The following is a 22,621-nucleotide window of genomic DNA, read 5'->3' on the forward strand; positions in this document are numbered from 1 at the left end:
GGTCGAAGCTTCGACCGGCTCGATATCAATGCGAACGATCATCCAAGGCTCCCGGGGGTGATAGCCGCATTGTCCGCCTCGCCGGCCGGGTCTCGGCGTCGTTTGCACACGCTTCATGCGTCGGCGACGCCGAGAGACGGCCGGACGCCCGCCGAACGCCGAAGAAGCAGCGAAAAGCCCGCGCTCCAGCGCCCATTGCCCGGCCCGGCTGAACGGCCCAATGACGACTCCAGACAAGGCCGCGCGCCAACCGCATGCGCGACGCAGCGGCCCGCCGTCCGAACGAGAAGCACCGATCCGGGAGTCCGTCGTGAGAAGCCGCAAAACCGTGCCTGCCGACCTGAGCAGCAAGCATTTGTTCATCGCTCATCTGGCCGAGAAACTGCAGGCCATGGAAGCCGGCCGCCTGCACCTCGAGCCGCTCGCCTACCGCGTGCACGTGAGGATGCTGACCCGGGCACTGGCCGGCTACCCCGAAGCACAGCTCGAGCAGGCGCTGGGCGGCTCGCATTCCGCAGTACGCGAGGCGCTGGCCAACCGTTTCTTTGCGGATACCGGCCATCTCAAGGAACTGAGCGGCATTCGAAGCCGGCGGACCGTGAAGGGCCAGGCAGACCGGCTGATGGCGAGACTGCGCGGCAATCGGGCGGTCGAGCGCGACTAGCAGCGATCCGTCGAGAGCTTGTTTCTTGACGGAGCAAGTCGAGAGACGGGCAAGAAGCCGTCGATGCGGCGCTGCGGCGCTGCGGCGCTGCGGCGCTGCGGACAGCATCCAGTGCATATCTTCGAGTGCCTCGCCATGAAGGCGATCCGGGCGGGAGCGTCGCCGGCCACAAACAGCAGCTTCCGGCCAGGCCGACGCTCGCCGACAATGCGGCACCCTGGAGGAAGCCGCCCATGCCCGTGATCACCTGCATCGAAGACCTCCGCGTTCTCGCCAAGAAGCGCGTGCCGCGCATGTTCTACGACTACGCCGACTCCGGCTCGTGGACGGAGAGCACCTACCGCGCCAACCAGAGCGACCTGGAGCGCATCAAGTTGCGCCAGCGCGTGGCGGTGAACATGGAAGGCCGCTCGCTGCGCACGACCATGATCGGCGAGGAGGTCGCCATGCCGGTGGCTATCGCGCCGACCGGCCTCACGGGGATGCAGCACGCCGACGGCGAGATTCTCGGTGCGCGCGCCGCCGAAAAATTCGGCATCCCGTTCACGCTCTCGACCATGAGCATCTGCTCGCTCGAAGACGTGGCCGCCGCGACGACGCGGCCGTTCTGGTTCCAGCTCTACGTGATGCGCGACCGCGCCTTCATCGAAAGCCTGATCGAGCGTGCCCGCGCGGCGCGCTGCTCGGCACTGGTGCTCACGCTCGATCTGCAGATCCTGGGCCAGCGCCACAAGGACATCAAAAACGGGCTGACCGCGCCGCCCAAGCCCACCCTCGGCAACCTGCTCAACCTCGCCACCAAGCCGCGCTGGTGCCTCGGCATGCTGGGCACGAAACGCCGTGAATTCGGCAACATCGTCGGCCACGTGAAGGGCGTGGAGAACATGAGTTCGCTCTCGGCCTGGACCGCGCAGCAGTTCGATCCCGGCCTGAACTGGGGCGACGTGGAATGGATCAAGAAGCGCTGGGGCGGCAAGCTGATCCTCAAGGGCATCCTCGACGCAGAGGACGCGCGCCTGGCGCGCGACAGCGGCGCCGACGCGCTGATCGTCTCCAACCACGGCGGGCGCCAGCTCGATGGCGCCATGTCGTCGATCGCCGCACTGCCGGGCATTGCCGAAGCGGTGGGCAATGACATCGAGGTCTGGATGGACGGCGGCATCCGCTCGGGCCAAGACGTGCTCAAGGCCATCGCGCTGGGTGCCAAGGGCACGATGATCGGCCGCGCCTTCCTCTACGGCCTGGGCGCGATGGGCGAAGCGGGCGTCACCAAGACGCTGGAACTCATCGCCAACGAGTTGGCGCTGACCATGGCCTTCACCGGCCACACCGACATTCGCACTGTCGATCGCGGCATCCTGCTGCCGGGCACTTACTGAACGCTCCGAGGCCGCGCCGAGACGAGTTGCCCGTCATGCAGGCCCTGCTGCGCCTTTCGAGAGGGATCGACGCGCTCAACGAACTCGTCGGCAAGCTGGTCCTGTGGTTGGTGCTCGCGGCGGTGCTCATCAGCGCGGGCAACGCCGTCATCCGCAAGGCGTTCAACGTCAGCTCGAACGCCTATCTCGAGATCCAGTGGTACCTGTTCGCCGGCGTGTTCATGCTCGGCGCCGGCTACACGCTGCTGCGCAATGCGCATGTGCGCATCGACTTCGTGTCGCAGCGCCTGTCCCGGCGCAGCAACGCCATCATCGACATCCTGGGGCTGGTGCTGGTGTTGATGCCACTCGCGGTGCTCATGATCGACCTGAGCTGGCCGCTCTTCATGCGTGCGTGGATTTCGGGCGAGGTGTCGGGCAACGCCGGCGGCCTTATCCGCTGGCCGGTGCTGTTGCTGATTCCGGCCGGCTTCGCGCTGCTGCTGCTGCAGGCGGTGTCCGAGCTGATCAAGCGCATCGCTTTCCTGCGCGGCGCGCTGCCGGAGCCCTTCAGCGTGGAGTCGGAGAAGTCCGACGCCGAGCGGCCGGCCGAACTCGCCGCGGTGGCCGAAGCGCCGCAGACCCAGACGCACAAGCCGGCCCGGGACGAATGAGCGCTTTCGTCACCCAGCATTTCGTGCCGCTGATGTTCGCGGGGCTGCTGGTGCTGCTGCTCACCGGCATTCCGGTGGCCTTCGGGCTGGCCGCCACAGGCCTGCTGTTCGGCGCGATCGGCATGGCGCTGGACCTGTTCCCGCTCAACCTGTTCCAGGCGCTGCCGCTGCGCGTGTTCGGCATCATGCAAAACGATACGCTGCTGGCCATTCCCTTCTTCACCTTGATGGGCATCGTGCTCGAGCGCTCGGGCATGGCCGAAGACCTGCTCGAAACCGTGGGCCAGGTGTTCGGGCCGGTTAGGGGCGGCCTCGCCATCGCCGTGGTGCTGGTCGGTGCGCTGCTGGCGGCGACCACAGGCGTGGTGGCCGCCGCGGTGATCTCGATGGGTCTGATCTCGCTGCCGATCATGCTGCGCAACGGCTACAACCGCAGCGTCGCCACCGGCGTGATCACCGCGTCGGGCACGCTCGCGCAGGCCTTGCCCCCTTCGCTGGTGTTGATCGTGCTGGCCGATCAGCTCGGCCGCTCGGTCGGCGACATGTACGCCGGCGCGCTGCTGCCGGGGCTCATGCTGGTCGGGCTGTACCTGCTGTTCATCGTCGTCGTGGCGCTGGTGAAACCGGCCTGGGTGCCGGCCCTGCCGCTGCAGGGGCGCATCTACGTCGAGACGAGCGGGGCGAGCGGCCACCGTTCGCTGCTGGTGCTGCTGGCGCTGTGCGCAGCCGCCGGCTTCGGTTGGGCGCAGGTGCACGAATCGGTGATCAACGCCTGGCTCGAACGCGGCACGCCGGCGCCGGGCGACGAGGTCTTCATCCTCTCGCTGACCTTGGCCACCTTGCTGGCCTTCAGCCTGGCGCTGGCCAACAAGCTGCTCGGCCTGGGCCTGCTGTCGCGCCTGGCCGAGCGCGTGACCTTCGTGCTGATCCCGCCGCTGATCCTGATCTTCCTGGTGCTGGGCACCATCTTTCTCGGTGTGGCCACGCCCACCGAAGGCGGCGCGATGGGCGCGGTGGGCGCGTTGGTCATGGCGCTGGCGCGGCGCCGGCTCGGCGGGCGGCTCCTGCGCCAGTCGCTCGACAGCACGGCGCGGCTGTCGTGCTTCGTGCTGTTCATCCTGATCGGCTCCACCGTCTTCAGCTTCACCTTCAACGCGGCCGACGGCCACCTGTGGATCGAGCAGCTGTTCGCCGAACTGCCGGGCGGCGTGCTGGGGTTCCTGATCGTCGTGAACCTGCTGGTCTTCGTGCTGGGCATGTTTCTCGATTTCTTCGAGATCGCCTTCATCGTCATTCCGATCCTGGCACCCGTGGCCGACAAGATGGGCATCGACCTGGTCTGGTTCGGCGTGATCCTCGCCATGAATTTGCAGACCTCCTTCCTCACGCCACCCTTCGGCTTCGCGCTGTTCTATCTGCGCAGCGTCGCACCCCGCGCCGACTACGACGACCGCGTGACCGGCCGGCGCATCCCGGCCGTGACCACGGCACAGATCTACAAGGGCTCGATCGCCTTCATCGTGCTGCAGTTGATCATGGTCACGGTGGTGGTCATGAACCCAGGCCTCGTGTCAGGCGGCATCGAAAAGGGCCCGCTCATCGACGCCGACAAGGCACTGCGCGAGATGTCGATGCCAACGCCCGTCGAGGCCCCTGCGCCGGTGCTGCCGCTGCCGACGTTGGAGCCGCCAGCAGTCACACCCGACGACGCCACTTCCGGGTCTATCGAGGCCGGCGAAGAAGCGGACGATCCGATGAAGGCGCTCGAGGAGTCGTTGAAACGCGACGCTTCGGGACGCTGAAACCGACGGCGCCTAGCGGACTCTCGGCGGCGCCATCAAGGCGATAGCCAGCGAGCCGAACAGGAACAGGCCCTGCAACTCGAGCGCCCAGCCGCCCGACTTGCCGAGCGTGAACAACTCACCGGAATGAGCCAGTGCGAGGGCGAACACCATGTTGACCGCCATCACCAGCGCCGCCGGGCCGACGAGCACACCGATGAGCACCAGCACGGGCGCGAGCACCTCGCCGATGAACACGCCGTAGGCCACGAAAGCCGGCAAGCCGATAGACGTGACCATGCCTTCGATCCCGCTCACGCCCTTCATCAGCTTTGCCACGCCGTGAAAAAGCATCAGGCCTGCCACCGACCAGCGCAGGATGAAGAACCCGGCACGCGGGTGGTAAAGCGCATTCAAGAGAGTTTGCATCGGTGTCCTGCCGGGAGTTGATCGCCCGCGCAGTATGCCGATGCGCCGCGTTCAGAGCTTGGCCGCCTGCATATAGCTGTCGAAGCGCGCTTCCGTGAAACGGAACCACAGGTTCTGCTCGCGGCGGAAGGCGTCGAGATCGGCGTAGATCTTCTTCCAGCTCGGGTTCTTGGCGCCGATCTCCGAATAAAGCGCCATCGACTCCTTGAAGCCCAGGTCGATGATCGGCTTGGGGATCGCCACCATCTTCGCGCCCTGCTGCACCAGCTGCTTGAGCGCGGCCGGGTTGCGGGCGTCGTAGCGCGCCTGCATGTCCACGTGGGCATGCGAGGCCGCCGACTCGATCATGGCCTTGTAGTCGGAGGTCAGCGCCGCCCAGGCCTTGGTGTTGATGTAGAAGTCGAGTTGAGGGCCGCCTTCCCACCACGCCGGGTAGTGGTAGTAGGGCGCGACCTTGGCGAAGCCGAGCTTCAAGTCATCGACCGGAGCGACCCATTCGGCCGCATCGATGGTGCCCTTTTCGAGCGCCTGGTAGATCTCCCCGCCGGGGATGTTCTGCGGCACGCAGCCCATGCGCTCGAACACGCGCCCCGCGAAGCCGCCGACGCGGAATTTCAGGCCCTTCATGTCGGCCACCGTCTTGAGCGGCTTGCGGTACCAGCCGCCCATCTGCGCTCCGGTGTTGCCGCCGGGAAAGTTGATGATGTTGTAGCGCGCGTAGAACTCGCGCATGAGCTTGAGACCGTTGCCGTCGTACATCCACGCGCTCATCTGGCGCGAATTGAGGCTGAAGGGAATGGCGCAGCCCAGCGCGAAGGTCTCGTCCTTGCCGAAGAAGTAGTAGCCCGCCGTGTGCGCCATCTCCACGGTGCCGGCCTGCACGCCATCGACCACGCCGAAGGCCGGCATCAGCTCGCCGCCGGCATGCACCGTGATCTGGAACTTGCCGCCCGACATCTCGCCCACCTTGCGCGCGAACAACTCGGAGGCGCCGAAGATGGTGTCGAGCGCCTTCGGAAAGCTCGACGCCATGCGCCAGCGGATGCTGGCCTGCGCGTGGACGATGGCGGGTGCGGTGCCGGCGGCCAGCACCCCGGCCAGGCCGGCACGTTGCACGAAGGAACGGCGTTGCATTGAAAGGTCTCCAGGGGCGAATCGATGAGTGAGGAAAATTCTAGGAAGCGCTGCCCCCCTGCCCGACGGGGTTTACCCCTTCGGGCAACACCCGTTGCTTCGCAGGCCGACAGGGCGCCGAATCCGAACGTGACTCGAGCCGAAGCCCGGACCGCGGGCGCCCTCGGCTATCGCAACGGCGGCCGCCAGAGCGAGGGCGTGCGAGGCTACAGACCGGCGATCTTCATCCGCTCGATGAGCACCGAGCCGATGGTCTTGCCGCCCAGCGTGTACGCATCGGCACCGACCGCCGCGATGCGCTCGAGCATCTCGCGCAGGTTGCCCGCGATGGTGATCTCGTGCACGGGATGCTGCAGGCGCCCGCCCTCGACCCAGAAGCCCGCCGCGCCGCGCGAATAGTCGCCGGTCACGTAGTTCACGCCTTGCCCCATCAGCTCGGTAACGAACAGGCCGCGGCCGAGCTTGCGCAGCATCGCTTCGAGGTCGTCGCCGTGCGCAGTGCGACGGCTCTTCAGGGCCAGGTTCTGCGAGCCACCGGCATTGCCGGTCGTGCGCATGCCTAGCTTGCGGGCGGAGTAGGTTGAGAGGAAGTACCCCTCGACCCGGCCGCCCTTGACGATGGCGCGCGGCGCGGTGCGCACGCCCTCGTCGTCGAACGGCGCGCTGCCCTTGGCCCTGAGCCGGTGCGGGTCTTCGTCAATATCGATGTGTTCCGGAAAGACCTGCGTACCCAGGCTGTCGGCCAGGAAGGTCGACTTGCGATAGAGCGCGCCACCGCTGGTGGCCTGCACGTAGGCGCCGAGCAGGCCGGCGGCCAGGGTCGACTCGAACAACACCGGCACCTCGCACGTGGCGATCTTGCGCGACTTCAGGCGCGACAGCGTGCGCTCGGCAGCGTAGCGCCCCACGGCCTCCGGCGAAGCGAGCTCGGCCGGATCGCGCATCGACGAATACCAGGCATCGCGCTGCATGCCGTTGCCCTTGCCGGCGATCGGCGCCACGGAGAGTGAATGGCGCGAGCTGGCATAGCCGCCGCGAAAGCCGCGCGAATTGCCGGCCAGGAAATGCGATTGCTGCACCGAGACGCCGCAGCCGTCCGAATTGGTGATGCGCTTGTCGGTGGCAAAAGCGGCGGCCTCGCAGCGCAGCGCGACCTGCATCGCGCCTTCGGCATCGATCGCCCACGGGTGATACAGGTCGAGGTCGCGCGCCGCCTCCTTCGGCGTGGCGAGGTCTTGCTCGTCGGGCAGGCCGGCGGCGGGGTCTTCGGCGGTGAAGCGGGCGATGTCGTAGGCGGCCTGCACCGTCTGCTCGAGCGCGGTGCGCGAGAAGTCCGACGTGCTCGCATTGCCGCGGCGCTGACCGGCATACACGGTGACGCCGAGCGACTTGTCGCGGTTGCGCTCCACCGTCTCCACCTCGCCCTTGCGCGCCGACACGGAAAGGCCCGCGCCTTCGCTCACTTCGGCCGCGCTGGCGCTGGCGCCGAGCTGCGTGGCGAAGGCCAGCGTGTCGTCGATCAGTTGCTCGAACTGAGCACGGCTGTAAGCAAAACCTTCGGGTTTGCGAGGCATGGCAAGGGTGTGGGAAGTGGCGCGGCGCTCGGGCCGCAGGGCGCAACTATGATAGCTAGCGCCCCCTTTTTGCCGTGTACCGCTTGAACTCCGCCCCCACCCCCGACGCCGGCACCGAACGCTACGACTTCGAGCGCCCGAGCAAGACCTCGCTCAAGAAGGCCATGCACGAGCTGCAGGCGCTCGGCGAGGCCTTGCTGCTGCTGCCCGATTCACGCATCGACGCGATCGGCCTGCCCGAATCCCTGCGCGACGCAGTGCGCACGGCGCAACGCACCAAGACCCATGAGGGCCGGCGCCGCCAGATGCAGTACCTCGGCAAGCTGATGGGCAAGGCCGACAAGGCAGCCGTTGTCGAGCCGGTCCGCGAGGCGGTGGCCGCCTTCCAGCTCGGCCATGCCAAGGACGCGCTGGCCCTGCACCATGCCGAGCGCTGGCGCGCCGAGCTCATCGCCGACGACGATGCGCTGACCCGCTGGACCGCCGAGCATCCCGGCGGCGACGTGCAGCAACTGCGCAGCCTGATTCGCAGCGCGCGCAAGGAAGGTCAGGCGCACGAGGCCGCGTTGCCCGGCGAGGCCCTGCGCCATGGTCGAGCCTACCGCGAGCTGTTCAAGTTGCTGCGCACGGCGTTGACCGAAAACGAAACCGACCGATGAGTGAAGCGACCCCGGGTGGCTCCTCCGCTTCGCCGGCCTCCAATTCGCCGACCCCCGCGGTGCCGTTCGAGCCGGTGCGGATCGGCCTTGTCTCGGTCAGCGATCGCGCGTCCAGCGGCATCTATCAGGACCAGGGCATCCCGGCCTTGCAGGCCTGGCTCGACCGGGCGCTGAAGAACCCCGTGACATGGGTGACGCGGCTGATCCCCGACGAGCAGGCCGGCATCAGCGACTGCCTTCGCGATCTCGTCGATGCCCAGAGCTGCGACCTGGTGCTGACCACCGGTGGCACCGGCCCCGCACCGCGCGACGTGACACCCGAGGCAACGCTCGCGGTGGCGACCAAGGAAATGCCCGGCTTCGGCGAGCAGATGCGCCAGATCTCGCTGCGCTTCGTGCCCACGGCGATCCTGTCGCGCCAGGTCGCGGTGATCCGCGGCAAGGCCTTGATCATCAATTTGCCCGGCCAGCCTAAATCGATCGCCGAAACGCTGGAGGGGTTGCCCGGCCAGACGCCTGCGGTGCATGGCATCTTCGCGGCAGTGCCCTATTGCGTCGATCTGATCGGCGGGCCTTACCTCGAATGCGACGAAACCGTTTGCAAGGCGTTCCGGCCCAAGAGTGCAGTGCGCAACAAACCGCTCACTTGACCAGCCGGTTCAGCGCCGCCGCGTCGAAATCCTCAAAAGTCTGCGCATCGCTCGGCACGCAATCGCCCGCGGCTGTGCCCCGCGACAGCTTCTCGACCGCCGACCACAGCAGCGCGATCTGGTGCTCGTGGCCCGAGGCGTTGTCGATCAGGCCCTTCATCGCCTGCGCCACCGGGTCGTCGCCTTGCGTCACGCCGTACGCTGAAAACCCCATCTTCGCGGCGATCGCCTCGCGCTGCGCGTCGAGCTCTGCATGGAGGATGCGCGCCGGGTTGCCGACCGCCGTGGCGCCCGGCGGCACCGGCTTGGTCACCACGGCGCCGGAGCCGACCCGCGCGCCCTCGCCAACAACGAAGCCGCCCAGCACCTGCGCATTGGCGCCGACGATCACGCCGCGCGCCAGAGTCGGGTGGCGCTTGGCGCCTTTCGACAAGGAGGTGCCTCCCAGCGTGACGCCCTGGTAGACGGTGCAGTCGTCGCCGATCTCGGCGGTTTCGCCGATGACGACACCCATGCCGTGGTCGATGAAGACCCGCCGCCCGATGGTGGCGCCGGGATGGATCTCGATGCCGGTGAGAAAACGCCCAAGGTGCGAAATAAAGCGACCCAGCCAGTGCCAGTCTCGGTCCCAGCACCAGTGCGCACGGCGGTGCACCACCAGCGCGTGCAGGCCCGGGTAGCAGGTGAGCACCTCGAAAGCGGTGCGCGCGGCGGGGTCGCGCTCGAGGATGCAGTCGATGTCTTCTTTGAGGCGGATGAACATGAAGGCTCGTGCAAGCAACGTTCGTCTCAGTGTAGCCAGCGACCTGCGGCGTGACGCCCTTGCGCTTAAAGCACGCGGCCGTATGTGGCCGCGTCAAGAAAAAGGCCCCGCAAAGGCGGGGCCTGGGTACCGGCACAGACCGCGACCGCGTCGCGCTCTTGCTGCGGACCGGTTCAGCTCTTGCGGCGACGCGCCACGAAACCGACGGCGGCCAGGCCGGCGATCATCAGCGCGTAGGTGCTCGGTTCGGGGATGGCGGCGGCCGCCTCGAACGCGATGCCGTCCGAGCGGAAGGTAATGCTGTTGATCAGCGTGTTGTCGGTGGTGCCGATGGTGAACAGCCGCGTGTTGGCGTTGCTGCCGTTGGACGAGAAACCGCCCAGCAGGCCGAGCTGTGCACCGCCGTACGTCTGACTGGAGGCATCGTTGGTCGCGATGTCGAGGAAGTTGTAGTCGTCCGGCGATCCCCAAAGGAAAGAGAACGACGACACGCCGTTGCCGAAGTCCATCGTTGCGACGCCGCCGGTGGTGATCACCGAGTACAGGTCGGTTTCGCTCAAGCCGAGCGGCGCGAGGCGCACATTGGTGATGCTGCCGGCGATAGGGGACGAAACGTTGGCATTGCTGCTGCTGAAGGTCAGCGGGCCGAGGTAGCCGCCGGCAGCCGATTCGCTGAACGTCAGTGCGGCGTTTGCGTTGAAAGCCGCAAACGCTGCGGCGGCGATCAGTAGTTTCTTGATATTCACTGTGTGTGCTCCCGGGTTGATCGAGGCCGCATCATTGAGGCTGGACGCAGCGGCGTCTACCCGCGAAGAGGCGGTACGGACCCCTCGAGTGCGGGGCTTACCAACACTTCAACGCAGCATAAGCACGCACGAATGTCCTCTTGGAGCAGCGGCAGCGCCGATCGCTTTCGGATACGGCGTCGCGGCACTTGCGCTGCTCAACGCTTCAACATCGACGTGGCGATGCCACGCAGCACATGCACCTCTTCGTGCGATAGCGCAGCGCGGTTGAGGGCCTGATTGAGCCGCGGCATCAGCTTTCTGGGGGCCGCCGGATCGAGGTGGCCGATGTGCACGAGGGCGCGCTGCCAGTGTTCGAGCAGGCTCTGGATCGCCGCCACGTCGGCCGGCTCGGCCTCGGCGGTGCGCGGCGTGACCGCATAGCCGCCCAGCGCCTCGCGCCAGTCGTAGGCAATCAACTGCACCGCCTGTGCGAGGTTGAGCGAGCCGTAGTCGGCGTGCGTCGGAATGCTCACGCAGGCATGGCAGCGATAGACGTCCTCGTTGGCCAGGCCATAGCGCTCGGAGCCGAACACGAAGGCGACACGCTGTGCCTCACTCGCCAGCCGCGATAGCAAGGCGCGCGGCGCGTGCGTGGGCGGCCCGAAATCGCGCGGCGTCATCGCCGTGGCACATGCGTAGCTCACGCCATCGAGCGCCTCGGCCAGCGTAGCCGCGATGCGGGCGCGCACCAATATGTCGGCCGCGCCGCTGGCCATCGCGACGGTCTCCTCGCGCACCAGCACGTCGGCGAAGCGCGGCGCCACCAGCACCAGCTCCGAAAACCCCATCACCTTCATCGCCCGCGCCGCTGCGCCGACATTGCCCGCATGGCTGGTGCCCACGAGAACGAAGCGGGTCGGATCAAGGGGCGGCATGGCTCGACGGCTAAAATTCGAATTATGGGTGGGCGCAACGCTCGCCTTCGCCGGCACGACCGGCGCAGCCCCTCTGCTCTTTCTTCCCGCCAGTCCACCGCACGAGTCCGCGAGCCTTTGCCATGTCCCAAGCCCTTCATCCGATGCTCAACGTCGCCGTCAAGGCCGCACGTTCGGCCGGCTCGATCATCAACCGGGCTTCGCTCGACCTCGACCGCGTGACGGTCACGTCGAAGTCGCACAACGACTTCGTCACCGAGGTGGACCAGGCGGCGGAAAAGATCATCATCGAGACGCTGCTGGCCGCCTATCCGGGCCACGGCATCCTCGCCGAAGAGTCGGGCCGCACGCATGGCGCGAAGGACTCGGAGTACCTGTGGATCATCGATCCCCTCGACGGCACCACCAACTTCATTCACGGCTTTCCGGTCTACGCGGTGTCGATCGCACTGGCTGTTCGAGGCCAGGTGCAGCAGGCCGTCGTCTACGACCCCTCGCGCAACGACCTGTTCTTCGCCTCCAAGGGCCGCGGCGCCTTCCTCAACGACAAGCGCCTGCGCGTGAGCAAGCGCACGCGGCTGCTCGAGTCGCTGATCGGCACCGGCTTTCCGTTCCGCAAGGGCGACAACTTCAAACGCTACGTGAAGATGTTCGAAGAGGTCATGCAGCACTGCGCCGGCCTGCGCCGCCCGGGGGCTGCCGCACTGGACCTGTGCTACGTGGCCGCCGGCTGGTACGACGGCTTCTTCGAGACGGGCCTGAGCCCCTGGGACATCGCCGCCGGCTCCTTGATCATCACCGAAGCGGGCGGGCTGATCGGCAACTTCACGGGCGACGCCGACTACCTGTACCAGCGCGAGATCGTTGCCGGCAATCCGAAGATCTACGGACAGTTGGTGAACATCCTGACGCCCTACACGCGGGTGATCAAGGAAGACCCGGCACCTCACGGCGCGGCGGCCGCCCCCACTGGGGCCGTCATTGCAGAGGCGAGCGATGCGACCGCAGCCTTCGTCGAAGCCGCTGCACAGCCGGCGCCGGCGAAGAAGGCGCCGCTGCGCATCCGCAAGGCCGAGGTCGATCGGGCGGCGGGGCCGCGCAGCGACGAAGACGCACCGTTCTGAGTCCCGAGCCGGCACGTCTGGCCACACTGCCGGCCCTTCGAAACCATGACGAGTAACGCACCGCTGAGCCCGTCCGCGCTTGCCGCCCTGCCGGCGGACTTGAGCGCCCACACGCCCATGATGCAGCAGTACCTGCGCATCAAGGCCGAGCACCCGGACACGCTGGTGCTCTACCGCATGGGCGATTTCTACGAGCTGTTCTTCGACGACGCCCGCAAGGCGCATCGACTGCTCGACATCACCCTGACCACGCGCGGCCAGTCGGCCGGCGAGCCGGTGGTGATGGCCGGCGTGCCGGTGCATTCGGTCGAGAGTTACCTCGCCAAGCTGATCAAGCTGGGCGAGCCGGTCGCCATCGCCGAGCAAGTGGGCGACGTGGCCGCCGCCAAGGGGCCGGTCGAGCGCAAGGTGGTCAGGGTGGTCACGCCGGGCACGGTGACCGACACCGCGCTGCTGGCCGAGCGGGTCGATACGCTGCTGCTCGCCGTGAGCCGCAAACGCGCCACTTACGGTCTGGCCTGGCTGGGTCTGAGCAGCGGCACTCTGGGCCTGAGCGAATGCGGCGAGCGCGAGCTGGCCGGCTGGCTGGCGCGGCTGGAGCCGGCTGAACTGCTGATCGCGGGCGACGACGAGCCGCTGCCCCCCGCTCTGAGCGGCGTGCGCTGCGCACTCACGCGCCGCCCGGCCTGGCAGTTCGATGCCGCGCTGGGGGTGCGCAAGCTGTGTGCGCAGTTGCGCGTCGCCACGCTGGCCGGCTTCAACGCTCAGGACCTGCCGGCGTCGCAGGCCGCCGCGGCCGCGCTGCTGAGCTATGCCGAGCACACGCAGGGTCAGGCGCTCGCGCACGTCGGCTCGCTGAGCGTGGAACGCGCGAGCGATCTGCTCGAACTGCCGCCCTCCACGCACCGCAACCTCGAACTGACGCAGACGCTGCGCGGCGAGGACGCGCCGACGCTGCTCTCGCTGCTCGACACGTGCAAGACCGGCATGGGCTCGCGCGCGCTGCGCCACTGGCTCACGCACCCGGCACGCGAGCGCGGCGTGGCCACCTCTCGGCACGAGGCCATCGCCGCGCTCATGGCGCATGGCTTCGGGCCGTTGCGGGAGGCGCTGCGCGGCGTGAGCGATGTCGAGCGGATCACGGCGCGCATCGCGCTCAGGCAGGTGCGGCCGCGCGAGTTGGTGGGGTTGCGCACGACGCTGGCGCTGCTGCCGGCTCTGTGCGCGGCGCTGCCACCCTCACCCCAGCCCTCTCCCGCCGAGGCGGGAGAGGGGGCAATGCCCTCGCGCGCTTTCGCCAAAGTGGAACAGGAAGTCCTGCCCCCTCTCCCCGCACGCGGGGAGAGAGTTGGGGGCGAAGCGGGGCTTTCGGCAAGCGTGCTTGCCGCCCGCGAAGCGGACTCGGCTTGCAAGCAGGGTCGCGCACCGCAGGTGAGAGGCCTGCTGGAACAGGTCGCCGCCGGCTTCGCGCCGCCGCCCGAAATCGATTCCCTGCTCACGCGCGCCATTGCGTCCGAACCCGCGGTACTGCTGCGCGACGGCGGCGTCATCGCGCCCGGCTTCGATGCCGAGCTCGACGAGCTGCGCGCCATCTCCGAGAACTGCGACGCCTTTCTGCTCGACCTCGAGGCGCGCGAACGAACGCGCACCGGCATCGGCAACCTGCGCGTGCAGTTCAACCGCGTGCACGGCTTCTACATCGAGGTGTCGCAAGGCCAGACGAACAAGGTGCCGGCCGACTACCAGCGCCGCCAGACGCTCAAGAACGCCGAGCGCTACATCACTCCGGAGCTCAAGGCTTTCGAGGAAAAGGCGCTTTCGGCCCAGGACCGCGCGCTGGCCCGCGAGAGGCTGCTGTACGAGCAGGTGCAGGACGCGCTGCAGCCGCATCTCGCCGCCCTCTCCTCGCTCGCGCGCGCACTGGCCACACTGGACGCGCTGGCGGCGCTGGCCGAACGCGCGGACACGCTGAACTGGTGCCGGCCGGAATTCGTGAGCCATCCCTGCATCGAGATCGAGCGCGGCCGCCACCCGGTGGTGGAGGCGCGGCTGGCCGAAACGGGCGGCGGGGCCTTCATCGCCAACGACTGCCGCCTCGACGCCGCCCGCCGCATGCTGGTCATCACCGGTCCCAACATGGGCGGCAAGTCCACCTTCATGCGGCAGGTGGCGATCACCGTGCTGCTCGCCGCGATGGGCTCCTTCGTGCCGGCCGGCGCCTGCCGGCTCGGGCCGATCGATGCGATCCACACGCGCATCGGTGCGGCGGACGACCTGGCCAATGCGCAATCGACCTTCATGCTCGAGATGCTGGAGGCTGCAGCCATCGTTCACGGCGCGACGGAGCAGTCGCTGGTGCTGATGGACGAGATTGGCCGCGGCACGTCCACCTTCGACGGCCTGGCGCTGGCCAGCGCCATCGCGGGCCATCTTCACGAGAAGAACCGAGCCTTCACCCTCTTTGCGACGCATTACTTCGAACTGACGGCGTTTCCGGCCAAACACCTGCGCGCGCTCAACGTGCATGTCAGCGCGGTCGAGTCGCAGCGCAACGGCGGCGACATCGCCTTCCTGCACGAGATCGAGCCGGGCCCTGCCAGCCGAAGCTATGGCGTGCAGGTCGCCCGCCTGGCCGGCATGCCGGCGGCGGTGCTGCGCCAGGCGCGCGCCGCGCTGGAGGCGCTGGAGGCGCAGCAGATCGCCAGCGCCGCGCAGATCGATCTGTTCGCCGCACCCGCTCCACAAGCGGCTGCCGAGCCCAGCCAGGTGGAGCTCGCGCTGGCTGCCATCGCCCCCGACACACTGAGCCCGCGCGAGGCGCTCGATGCGCTCTACCGCCTCAAGGCCCTGCAACAAGGAAAATGAGCATGACCTACTGCGTCGCCGCCCGCCTCAACGCCGGCATGGTGTTCCTCTCGGACTCGCGCACCAACGCCGGGCTCGACCACATCAGCACCTTCCGCAAGATGATGGTCTACGAGAACCCGGGGGACCGCTTCATGGTGCTGCTGTCGGCCGGCAACCTGTCGATCAGCCAGTCGGTGCGCGAGATCCTGCAGGTCGAGAAGGTGGACAACGGCGACGGCCCGCCGATCACCATCTGGAATGCCAGGAGCATGTTCGACGCGGTGCGCGTGCTCGGTGCGGCGATCAGGCGCGTGCGCGAGCAGGACGGGCCGGCGTTCGAAGCTGCAGGGATCGACTTCAACGCCCACATGATCTTCGGCGGCCAGATCGCCGGCGAGGCGATGCGGCTCTTCATGGTCTATTCGGCCGGCAATTTCATCGAGGCCACGCGCGAGACCTGCTACTTCCAGATCGGCGAGAGCAAGTACGGCAAGCCCATCCTGGACCGCGTGCTCACGCCGCTCACGCCGCTCGACGAAGCCGCGAAATGTGCGCTGGTGTCGATGGATTCGTCGCTGAAGTCCAACCTGTCGGTCGGCCTGCCGCTGGACCTGGTGGTCTATCAGGAAGGCCGGCTGCACAGCGAGCAGATCGTCTGCATCGACGAGCACAACCCTTACTTCCGCATGATCCGCGGCACCTGGGGCCAGCGACTGCGGGAGGTGTTCGAGGGCATCGACGCGCCGCAGTGGGACGCCGGCGCCGCCGCCCTGCACCCGCTGCTCACGGAGTCGCCGCGCTACGAAGCCACCCGCAAGATCCACAACCTCAGCGAGAAAGTGGTCTGAGCGATGGCGCTGGAGAGTGAGCGCAACGACAGGCACATCGTCTTCTCCCACGCGAACGGTTTCCCGGCCGGCAGCTACCGCCGGCTGTTCGAGCACTGGCGGGGCGCAGGCTGGGTGGTGCACGCGATCGAGAAGATCGGCCATGCGCCGGCCTACCCGGTCACCAGCAACTGGCCGCACCTGCGCGACGAACTGATCCACTTCATCGAGCGCGAAGTCGCCGGCCCGGCCTGGCTGGTGGGGCACTCGCTCGGCGGCTATCTCAGCGTGCTGGCCGCGGCGCGACGGCCCGATCTGGCTTGCGGCGTGCTGCTGCTCGACTCGCCCGTCCTCAGCGGCTGGAAGGCGCGCGCACTGCAGTTCGCCAAGGCCACCGGTCTGGGCGAGCGCTTCTCGCCGGGCTTCGTGAGCAAGAGGCGCCGGCAGCACTGGCCGAGCGCGGAAGCAGCGTTCGAGCACTTCGCGGTCAAGCCGGTGTTCGCGCGCTTCGATCCTGCCGTGCTGCGCGACTACATCGCCGCCGGCATGGAGCCCAGCGGCCCGCAGCATGCCCTGAGTTTCAGGCGCGAGATCGAGACCGATATCTACAACACCCTGCCGCACCACATCGCGGGGGTGCTGCGTCGCCATCCACTGGCCTGCCCGCTGGCCTTCATCGGCGGTACCCGGTCGGTCGAGGTCCGGCAGGTCGGCATGCGCGCGACGGAGCGGCTGAGTAGCGGGCGCGTGCGCTGGATCGAAGGCTCGCACCTGTTTCCGATGGAGCGGCCCGTCGAAACCGCGACCGCTGTGCTCGAGGTCTTGGGAGAAGCGTTGCCGCCTTCATGAGAAGGCAAACCCTTCACCCGGCGCGAACCCTCACCCCGACCCTCTGCCAGAGGGAGAGGGAGCAAAGCCGGCCCCTATAATCTGCGTTTACCACCACGGCATTTTCGACCCCAGAACGGAGTGCCGCACGACATGACCAAGTTCGTCTTCGTCACCGGCGGTGTGGTGTCCTCTCTCGGCAAGGGCATCGCGTCGGCCTCGCTCGCGGCCATTCTCGAGTCGCGCGGCCTCAAGGTCACCCTCATCAAGCTCGATCCGTACATCAACGTCGATCCGGGCACGATGTCGCCGTTCCAGCATGGCGAGGTGTTCGTCACCGACGATGGCGCGGAAACCGACCTCGACCTCGGCCACTACGAGCGCTTCGTCACGACGCGCATGAAGAAGGCCAACAACTTCACCACCGGCCAGATCTACAAGACCGTACTGGAGAAGGAGCGCCGCGGCGACTACCTCGGCAAGACGGTGCAGGTGATCCCGCACGTCACCAACGAGATCCAGACCTACGTGAAACGCGGCGCCGGCATGGTGATCGGCCCGGCCGGCGACATGGTGGCGGGCCCCGATGCGGTCGATGTGGCCATCGTCGAAATCGGCGGCACGGTGGGCGACATCGAATCGCTGCCCTTCCTCGAGGCGGCGCGGCAGATGAGCCTGAAGCTCGGCCCCAACCAGACCGCCTTCGTCCACCTGACCTACGTGCCCTGGATCGCCGCCGCCGGCGAACTCAAGACCAAACCCACGCAGCACACGGTGCAAAAGCTGCGCGAGATCGGCGTGCAGCCCGACGCCCTGCTGTGCCGCGCCGACCGCCGCGTGCCCGACGAGGAGCGCGAGAAGATCTCGCTCTTCACCAACGTGCCCGAGTGGGGCGTGATTTCCATGTGGGACGTGGACACCATCTACAAGGTGCCGCGCATACTGCATGAGCAGGGGCTCGACGGCCTCATTTGCGACAAGCTGCGCCTGGCCACGCCACCTGCGAACCTCACCCGCTGGGACGCATTGGTGCACGAGGTGGGGCATCCACAGCACACCGTGCGCATCGCCATGGTCGGCAAGTACACCGACCTGTCGGACTCCTACAAGTCGCTCAACGAGGCGCTGCGACACGCCGGCATTCACAACCATGCGCAGGTGCAGATCGAGTACGTCGATTCGGAAACCATCACGCCCGAAACCGTGGCGCGGCTGGGCGAGTTCGACGCCATCCTGGTGCCCGGCGGCTTCGGCAAGCGCGGCATCGAGGGCAAGATCGCCGCGGCCCGCCATGCGCGCGAAAACAAGCTGCCCTACCTGGGCATCTGCCTGGGCATGCAGGTCGCGACGATCGAGTTCGCGCGCCACAAGGCTTCACTGGAAGGTGCCAACAGCACCGAATTCGATCCGTCCACGCCGCATCCCGTCATCGCGCTCATCGACGAATGGCAGGACGCCGACGGCTCCATTCAAAAGCGCGACGCCTTCTCCGACCTCGGCGGCACCATGCGCCTGGGTGCGCAAAGCTCCGACGTCAAGCCGAACACCCTGGCGCATGCGATCTACGGCAACGTGGTCACCGAGCGCCATCGCCACCGCTTCGAAGCCAACGAGCACTACCTCGATCGGCTGCAGGAGGCTGGCCTCGTGATCTCGGCGATGACCCAGCGCGAAAAGCTGACCGAGATCGTCGAACTGCCGCAAAGCACGCACCCCTGGTACATGGGCGTGCAGTTCCACCCCGAGTTCAAGTCCACGCCTTGGGCAGGACATCCGCTCTTCATCAGCTACGTGAAGGCGGCGCTGGCGCACCAGGCGGCGCGGCACGAAAAGGCTGCGGCCTGAAGGATCATCAATGAAACTGTGCGGATTCCAAGTGGGCCTGGACCGGCCCTTCTTCCTGATCTCCGGCCCCTGCGTGGTGGAGTCGGAGCAACTGCAGATGGACGTGGCGGGGCACCTGAAGGAGATCACCACCGCGCTCGGCATTCCTTTCATCTTCAAGTCCAGCTACGACAAGGCCAACCGCTCCAGCGGCACGACATTTCGCGGACCGGGCATGGAAAAAGGCCTGGAAATCCTGGCCAAGGTGAAGCGTGAGCTGAAGGTGCCGGTGCTGACCGACGTGCACAGCGAGTCCGAGATCGAGACCGTGGCACGCCACGTCGACGTGCTCCAGACACCCGCCTTCCTGTGCCGCCAAACCGACTTCATTCGCGCCGTGGCGCAAAGCGGCAAGCCGGTCAACATCAAGAAGGGCCAGTTCCTTGCGCCCGGCGACATGAAGAACGTGATTCAGAAAGCCCGCGACGCCGCACGCGAGAAGGGCCTGTCGGAAGACCTGTTCATGGCCTGCGAACGCGGCGTGAGCTTCGGCTACAACAACCTCGTCTCCGACATGCGCAGCCTGGCGATCATGCGTGAAACGGGCGCGCCGGTCGTCTTCGACACCACCCACAGCGTGCAGCTGCCCGGCGGGCAGGGCACCAGCTCGGGCGGGCAGCGCGAGTTCGTGCCGGTGCTCTCGCGCGCGGCCATCGCGGTCGGCGTGGCGGGCGTGTTCATGGAAACGCATCCCGACCCCGCCAATGCGATGAGCGACGGCCCGAACGCGGTGCCGCTCAGGCACATGAAGGCACTGCTCGAACAACTGGTCAGCATCGACCGGGTCGTCAAGGCCCAACCGCTGCTGGAGAACGATTTTTCTTGCTGAGGTCACAACCGATGAGCGCCTACATCATCGCCACCGTCCGCGTCACCGATGCGGCCCGCTACGAGGACTACAAGACGTTTTCCTCGCTGGCCATGCACACCCACGGCGCCGAAGTGCTGGTGCGGGGCGGCATGGTCGGTGTGCTCGAGGGCGACTGGACGCCCGAGAGAGTGATCGTGATGAAGTTCGGCAGCGTCGCGCAGGCCCGCGCGTTCTACGATTCCACCGAGTACGCCAAGGCCAAGGAAGCCCGCGCCGATGCGGCCGTCATGCAGATGATCGTGGTCGAGGGCACCGACTGACGTCGTCACCCTCGGCCACGCTTTCGTGTCGTCCACCCCTCCCCGACCCTCCCCTCGAGGGGAGGGAGCAATACAAGAACAACGCTCTCTCGAAAGGTAGTGAATGAGTGCCATCGTCGACATCGTCGGTAGAGAAATCCTCGATAGCCGCGGCAACCCCACCGTCGAATGCGACGTGCTGCTGGAGTCCGGCGTCATGGGCCGCGCGGCCGTGCCCAGCGGCGCTTCGACCGGCTCGCGCGAGGCCATCGAGTTGCGCGACGGCGACAAGGCCCGCTACCTGGGCAAGGGCGTGCTCAAGGCGGTGGAACACATCAACACCGAGATCTCCGAATCGGTGCTCGGCCTGGATGCCTCGGAACAGGCCTTCCTCGACAAGACCCTGATCGACCTGGACGGCACCGACAACAAGGCCCGCCTCGGCGCCAACGCGTCGCTGGCCGTCAGCATGGCGGTCGCGCGTGCCGCGGCCGAGGAATCGGGCCTGCCGCTGTACCGCTACTTCGGCGGCATGGGCGCGGTGCAGATGCCGGTGCCGATGATGAACGTGATCAACGGCGGCGCTCACGCCAACAACACGCTCGACCTGCAGGAGTTCATGATCATTCCCGTGGGCGCGCCGAGCTTTCGCGAAGCGGTGCGCTGGGGCGCGGAGACTTTCCACGCACTCAAGAAGATCCTGCATGACCGCGGCATCAGCACCGCAGTCGGCGACGAAGGCGGCTTCGCACCCAGCGTCGAGAACCACGAGGCCGCGATCCAGATGATCCTCGAGGCGATCGACAAGGCCGGCTACAAGGCGGGCGAGCAGATCGCCCTCGGCCTGGATTGCGCCGCCAGCGAATTCCACAAGCCCGGCGCCAACGGCTCGCTGGTCTACAAGCTCGACGGCGAAGGCCTGGCCCTCTCGGCCGAGGAATGGACCGCCATGCTGGCTGGCTGGTGCGACAAGTACCCGATCATCAGCATCGAGGACGGCATGGCCGAGGGCGACTGGGACGGCTGGGCCCACCTCACACAGCAGCTCGGCAAGAAGGTGCAGCTGGTCGGCGACGACCTCTTCGTCACCAACACCAAGATCCTGCAGGAAGGCATCGACAAGGGCATCGCCAATTCGATCCTCATCAAGATCAACCAGATCGGCACGCTCACCGAGACCTTCGCCGCCATCGAGATGGCCAAGTGCGCCGGCTACACCTCGGTGATCAGCCACCGCTCGGGCGAGACCGAAGACTCGACCATCGCCGACATCGCCGTGGGCACCAACGCCGGGCAGATCAAGACCGGCTCGCTCTCGCGCAGCGACCGCATCGCCAAGTACAACCAGTTGCTGCGCATCGAGGAAGACCTCGGCGACGTGGCGGTGTACCCGGGCCGCAAGGCCTTCTACAACCTGCGCTGAGTTTCCAGGCCGAGCCGGCGTCGTGCGCCTCGTCACTGCCCTTCTGGTCGCGCTGCTGGCTCTCGTGCATGCCGAACTTTGGTTCGGCAGCAGCGGCATGGGCCGGGTGCTGGGGCTGCAGACGCGGCTGGCTGAGCAGCAGGGCAAGAACGCAGCGGCGCACTCGCGCAACGAGCAACTGTCCGCCGAGGTGCGCGATCTGAAGGAAGGCCTGGAGATGGTGGAAGAGAAGGCCCGCCACGAGCTCGGCATGGTCAAGCCCGACGAGATCCTGGTGCAGCTCACGCCGCGCCGCTGAGCACGGCTCGCGCGGAAGGCGATCCGCCGCACGCCACCGGACTCGGCGAGCACCCTGGAACTCTTCACTCAGCGCGGACCGCTCGGATCGCGCAAGCGGATTCATCTGCCGACGGCTGCCCTTGGGGGGCCGTGCCATTCATGCTCTCCGACCTCGTCACCTTCCTCAACGGACCTGCCTTTAGTCTCGGTGCCCTCTCGGCCAGCCGAGCCGAGTCGCTCGGCGCCGTGCTGGGCGTGTGGATGGTGCTGCTCAACCTGCGCGTCAACCCCGCCGCCTGGCCGCTGGCCATCGCCAGTTCGCTGCTCTACCTGCTGGTGTTCTGGGATGCACGGCTCTACGGCGATGCATCGCTGCAGATCCTTTTCGTCATCGTCGCCTTCTGGGGATGGTGGCAATGGCTGCGCGGCAAGCAGGCCGATGGCTCGACCTTGGTCGTACGCCACCTCGGCGCGCGCGGTCGTGCAGGCGCTCTGCTGGCCTTCGCGCTGCTATGGCCGGCCATCGGCCTGTTGCTCGCCCGCCAGACCGACACCGACGTGCCGTGGTGGGACGCGTTTCCGACCGCGGGCAGCGTGGTCGCCCAGGTCCTGCTCGCACGCAAGTACGTCGAGAACTGGCCGGGCTGGCTGGTCGTCAACGTGGTCGCCGTGGGTCTGTTCGCCTACAAGGGCCTGTGGCTGACCGTGGGGCTGTATGCCTTGTTCGCGCTGCTTGCAGTGGCAGGCTGGCGTGCTTGGGCGCAGCGTGCTGCGGTGAATGTCTGAAATGAAACGACCGCTTGTTCTCGGGCCGTTGCTGATCTTCGATGCGCGTTGCTGTTGCTTTGGGGATGGTGGGCGGGAGCAAAGCCGCGGGCGGGCGGCGGGCTTCGCTTCAGTGCGGCGGTCGGCCCTGCGGGCCGACTGCGCTGCGCTGCTCGGGCTCGTGG

At 67.3% G+C, this 22,621-nt stretch carries 22 protein-coding genes; 16 read left to right on the forward strand and 6 right to left on the reverse strand.

All coding sequences use genetic code 11. The features are described from left to right. Window positions 1-310: 310 nt before the first annotated feature. The 4 genes from H0W40_RS13525 (at window position 311) to H0W40_RS13540 (ending at window position 4,498) form a co-directional block, all read left to right on the forward strand. Entirely contained in the window at window positions 311-664 is a 354-nt protein-coding gene (locus H0W40_RS13525) for a hypothetical protein (RefSeq protein ID WP_292446999.1), read from the forward strand. Window positions 665-897: 233 nt separating this feature from the next. Next, entirely contained in the window at window positions 898-2,043 is a 1,146-nt protein-coding gene (locus tag H0W40_RS13530; RefSeq protein ID WP_292447002.1) for an alpha-hydroxy acid oxidase, read from the forward strand. A gap of 35 nt (window positions 2,044-2,078) precedes the next feature. Beyond that, window positions 2,079-2,696: a TRAP transporter small permease subunit gene (locus H0W40_RS13535; protein WP_292447003.1), complete on the forward strand. Its 618-nt coding sequence runs from the start codon at window positions 2,079-2,081 to the stop codon at window positions 2,694-2,696. Further along, window positions 2,693-4,498: a TRAP transporter large permease subunit gene (locus tag H0W40_RS13540; protein WP_292447005.1), complete on the forward strand. Its 1,806-nt coding sequence runs from the start codon at window positions 2,693-2,695 to the stop codon at window positions 4,496-4,498. Before H0W40_RS13535 ends, H0W40_RS13540 begins: the two co-directional genes overlap by 4 nt. Window positions 4,499-4,510: 12 nt before the next feature. Here the strand turns inward: H0W40_RS13540 and H0W40_RS13545 are convergent, their stop codons facing one another. From H0W40_RS13545 to pmbA, 3 genes are all read right to left on the reverse strand, one after another. Further along, the gene (locus H0W40_RS13545) at window positions 4,511-4,906 is read right to left on the reverse strand and encodes a DoxX family protein (RefSeq protein WP_292447007.1); all 396 of its coding nucleotides are present in this window, start codon (window positions 4,904-4,906) and stop codon (window positions 4,511-4,513) included. A gap of 51 nt (window positions 4,907-4,957) precedes the next feature. Beyond that, window positions 4,958-6,040 carry a TRAP transporter substrate-binding protein gene (locus H0W40_RS13550; RefSeq protein WP_292447008.1) on the reverse strand — a complete coding sequence of 361 codons (1,083 nt, stop codon included), beginning with the start codon at window positions 6,038-6,040 and terminating at the stop codon, window positions 4,958-4,960. A gap of 206 nt (window positions 6,041-6,246) precedes the next feature. Beyond that, window positions 6,247-7,614, reverse strand: a complete 1,368-nt coding sequence (gene pmbA, locus H0W40_RS13555; protein ID WP_292447011.1) for a metalloprotease PmbA — start codon at window positions 7,612-7,614, stop codon at window positions 6,247-6,249. A gap of 83 nt (window positions 7,615-7,697) precedes the next feature. Here pmbA and yjgA point away from each other — a divergent pair, with 83 nt between their 5' ends. Together yjgA and mog are read left to right on the forward strand one after the other, a co-directional pair. Continuing rightward, on the forward strand, window positions 7,698-8,273 hold the full coding sequence (gene yjgA / locus H0W40_RS13560; protein ID WP_292447013.1) for a ribosome biogenesis factor YjgA: 576 nt from the start codon (window positions 7,698-7,700) through the stop codon (window positions 8,271-8,273). Next, entirely contained in the window at window positions 8,270-8,923 is a 654-nt protein-coding gene (gene mog, locus H0W40_RS13565; protein WP_292447015.1) for a molybdopterin adenylyltransferase, read from the forward strand. Before yjgA ends, mog begins: the two co-directional genes overlap by 4 nt. Here the strand turns inward: mog and cysE are convergent. The 3 genes from cysE to H0W40_RS13580 form a co-directional block, all read right to left on the reverse strand. Continuing rightward, window positions 8,916-9,686 (reverse strand): serine O-acetyltransferase, encoded by a 771-nt coding sequence (cysE, locus tag H0W40_RS13570; protein ID WP_292447018.1) that lies wholly within the window; start codon window positions 9,684-9,686, stop codon window positions 8,916-8,918. The genes mog and cysE overlap by 8 nt on opposite strands. A gap of 173 nt (window positions 9,687-9,859) precedes the next feature. Then, window positions 9,860-10,432, reverse strand: coding sequence for a PEP-CTERM sorting domain-containing protein (locus H0W40_RS13575; protein WP_292447021.1), 573 nt, complete (start codon window positions 10,430-10,432; stop codon window positions 9,860-9,862). Window positions 10,433-10,629: 197 nt separating this feature from the next. Next, the gene (locus tag H0W40_RS13580; protein WP_292447023.1) at window positions 10,630-11,349 is read right to left on the reverse strand and encodes an RNA methyltransferase; all 720 of its coding nucleotides are present in this window, start codon (window positions 11,347-11,349) and stop codon (window positions 10,630-10,632) included. A gap of 122 nt (window positions 11,350-11,471) precedes the next feature. Between H0W40_RS13580 and H0W40_RS13585 the strand changes: the two genes are divergently transcribed. From H0W40_RS13585 to pnuC, 10 genes are all read left to right on the forward strand, one after another. Further along, window positions 11,472-12,473, forward strand: a complete 1,002-nt coding sequence (locus H0W40_RS13585; protein WP_292447024.1) for an inositol monophosphatase family protein — start codon at window positions 11,472-11,474, stop codon at window positions 12,471-12,473. 117 nt (window positions 12,474-12,590) lie between these two features. Next, window positions 12,591-15,338, forward strand: coding sequence for a DNA mismatch repair protein MutS (mutS, locus tag H0W40_RS13590; RefSeq protein ID WP_292447043.1), 2,748 nt, complete (start codon window positions 12,591-12,593; stop codon window positions 15,336-15,338). Between the two features lie 2 nt (window positions 15,339-15,340). Beyond that, on the forward strand, window positions 15,341-16,168 hold the full coding sequence (locus H0W40_RS13595; protein ID WP_292447026.1) for a proteasome-type protease: 828 nt from the start codon (window positions 15,341-15,343) through the stop codon (window positions 16,166-16,168). 3 nt (window positions 16,169-16,171) lie between these two features. Further along, a complete protein-coding gene (locus H0W40_RS13600) occupies window positions 16,172-16,996 on the forward strand; it encodes an alpha/beta hydrolase (protein WP_292447028.1) in 825 nt (274 codons plus the stop codon). Between the two features lie 132 nt (window positions 16,997-17,128). Continuing rightward, window positions 17,129-18,820, forward strand: coding sequence for a CTP synthase (locus H0W40_RS13605; protein ID WP_292447030.1), 1,692 nt, complete (start codon window positions 17,129-17,131; stop codon window positions 18,818-18,820). 10 nt (window positions 18,821-18,830) lie between these two features. Next, window positions 18,831-19,688 carry a 3-deoxy-8-phosphooctulonate synthase gene (gene kdsA, locus H0W40_RS13610; protein WP_292447031.1) on the forward strand — a complete coding sequence of 286 codons (858 nt, stop codon included), beginning with the start codon at window positions 18,831-18,833 and terminating at the stop codon, window positions 19,686-19,688. 11 nt (window positions 19,689-19,699) lie between these two features. Continuing rightward, window positions 19,700-19,990: a DUF1330 domain-containing protein gene (locus H0W40_RS13615; protein WP_292447035.1), complete on the forward strand. Its 291-nt coding sequence runs from the start codon at window positions 19,700-19,702 to the stop codon at window positions 19,988-19,990. A gap of 103 nt (window positions 19,991-20,093) precedes the next feature. Continuing rightward, complete coding sequence (gene eno / locus H0W40_RS13620; RefSeq protein ID WP_292447037.1) at window positions 20,094-21,392, forward strand: phosphopyruvate hydratase; 1,299 nt, start codon at window positions 20,094-20,096, stop codon at window positions 21,390-21,392. A 22-nt stretch (window positions 21,393-21,414) separates the two neighbouring features. Next, window positions 21,415-21,690, forward strand: coding sequence for a cell division protein FtsB (ftsB, locus tag H0W40_RS13625; protein ID WP_292447039.1), 276 nt, complete (start codon window positions 21,415-21,417; stop codon window positions 21,688-21,690). 140 nt (window positions 21,691-21,830) lie between these two features. Next, window positions 21,831-22,457 carry a nicotinamide riboside transporter PnuC gene (gene pnuC / locus H0W40_RS13630; RefSeq protein WP_292447041.1) on the forward strand — a complete coding sequence of 209 codons (627 nt, stop codon included), beginning with the start codon at window positions 21,831-21,833 and terminating at the stop codon, window positions 22,455-22,457. The last annotated feature ends 164 nt before the right edge of the window (window positions 22,458-22,621 follow it).

Source organism: Methylibium sp. (genome assembly GCF_013817345.1).
Taxonomy (GTDB): domain Bacteria; phylum Pseudomonadota; class Gammaproteobacteria; order Burkholderiales; family Burkholderiaceae_C; genus Methylibium.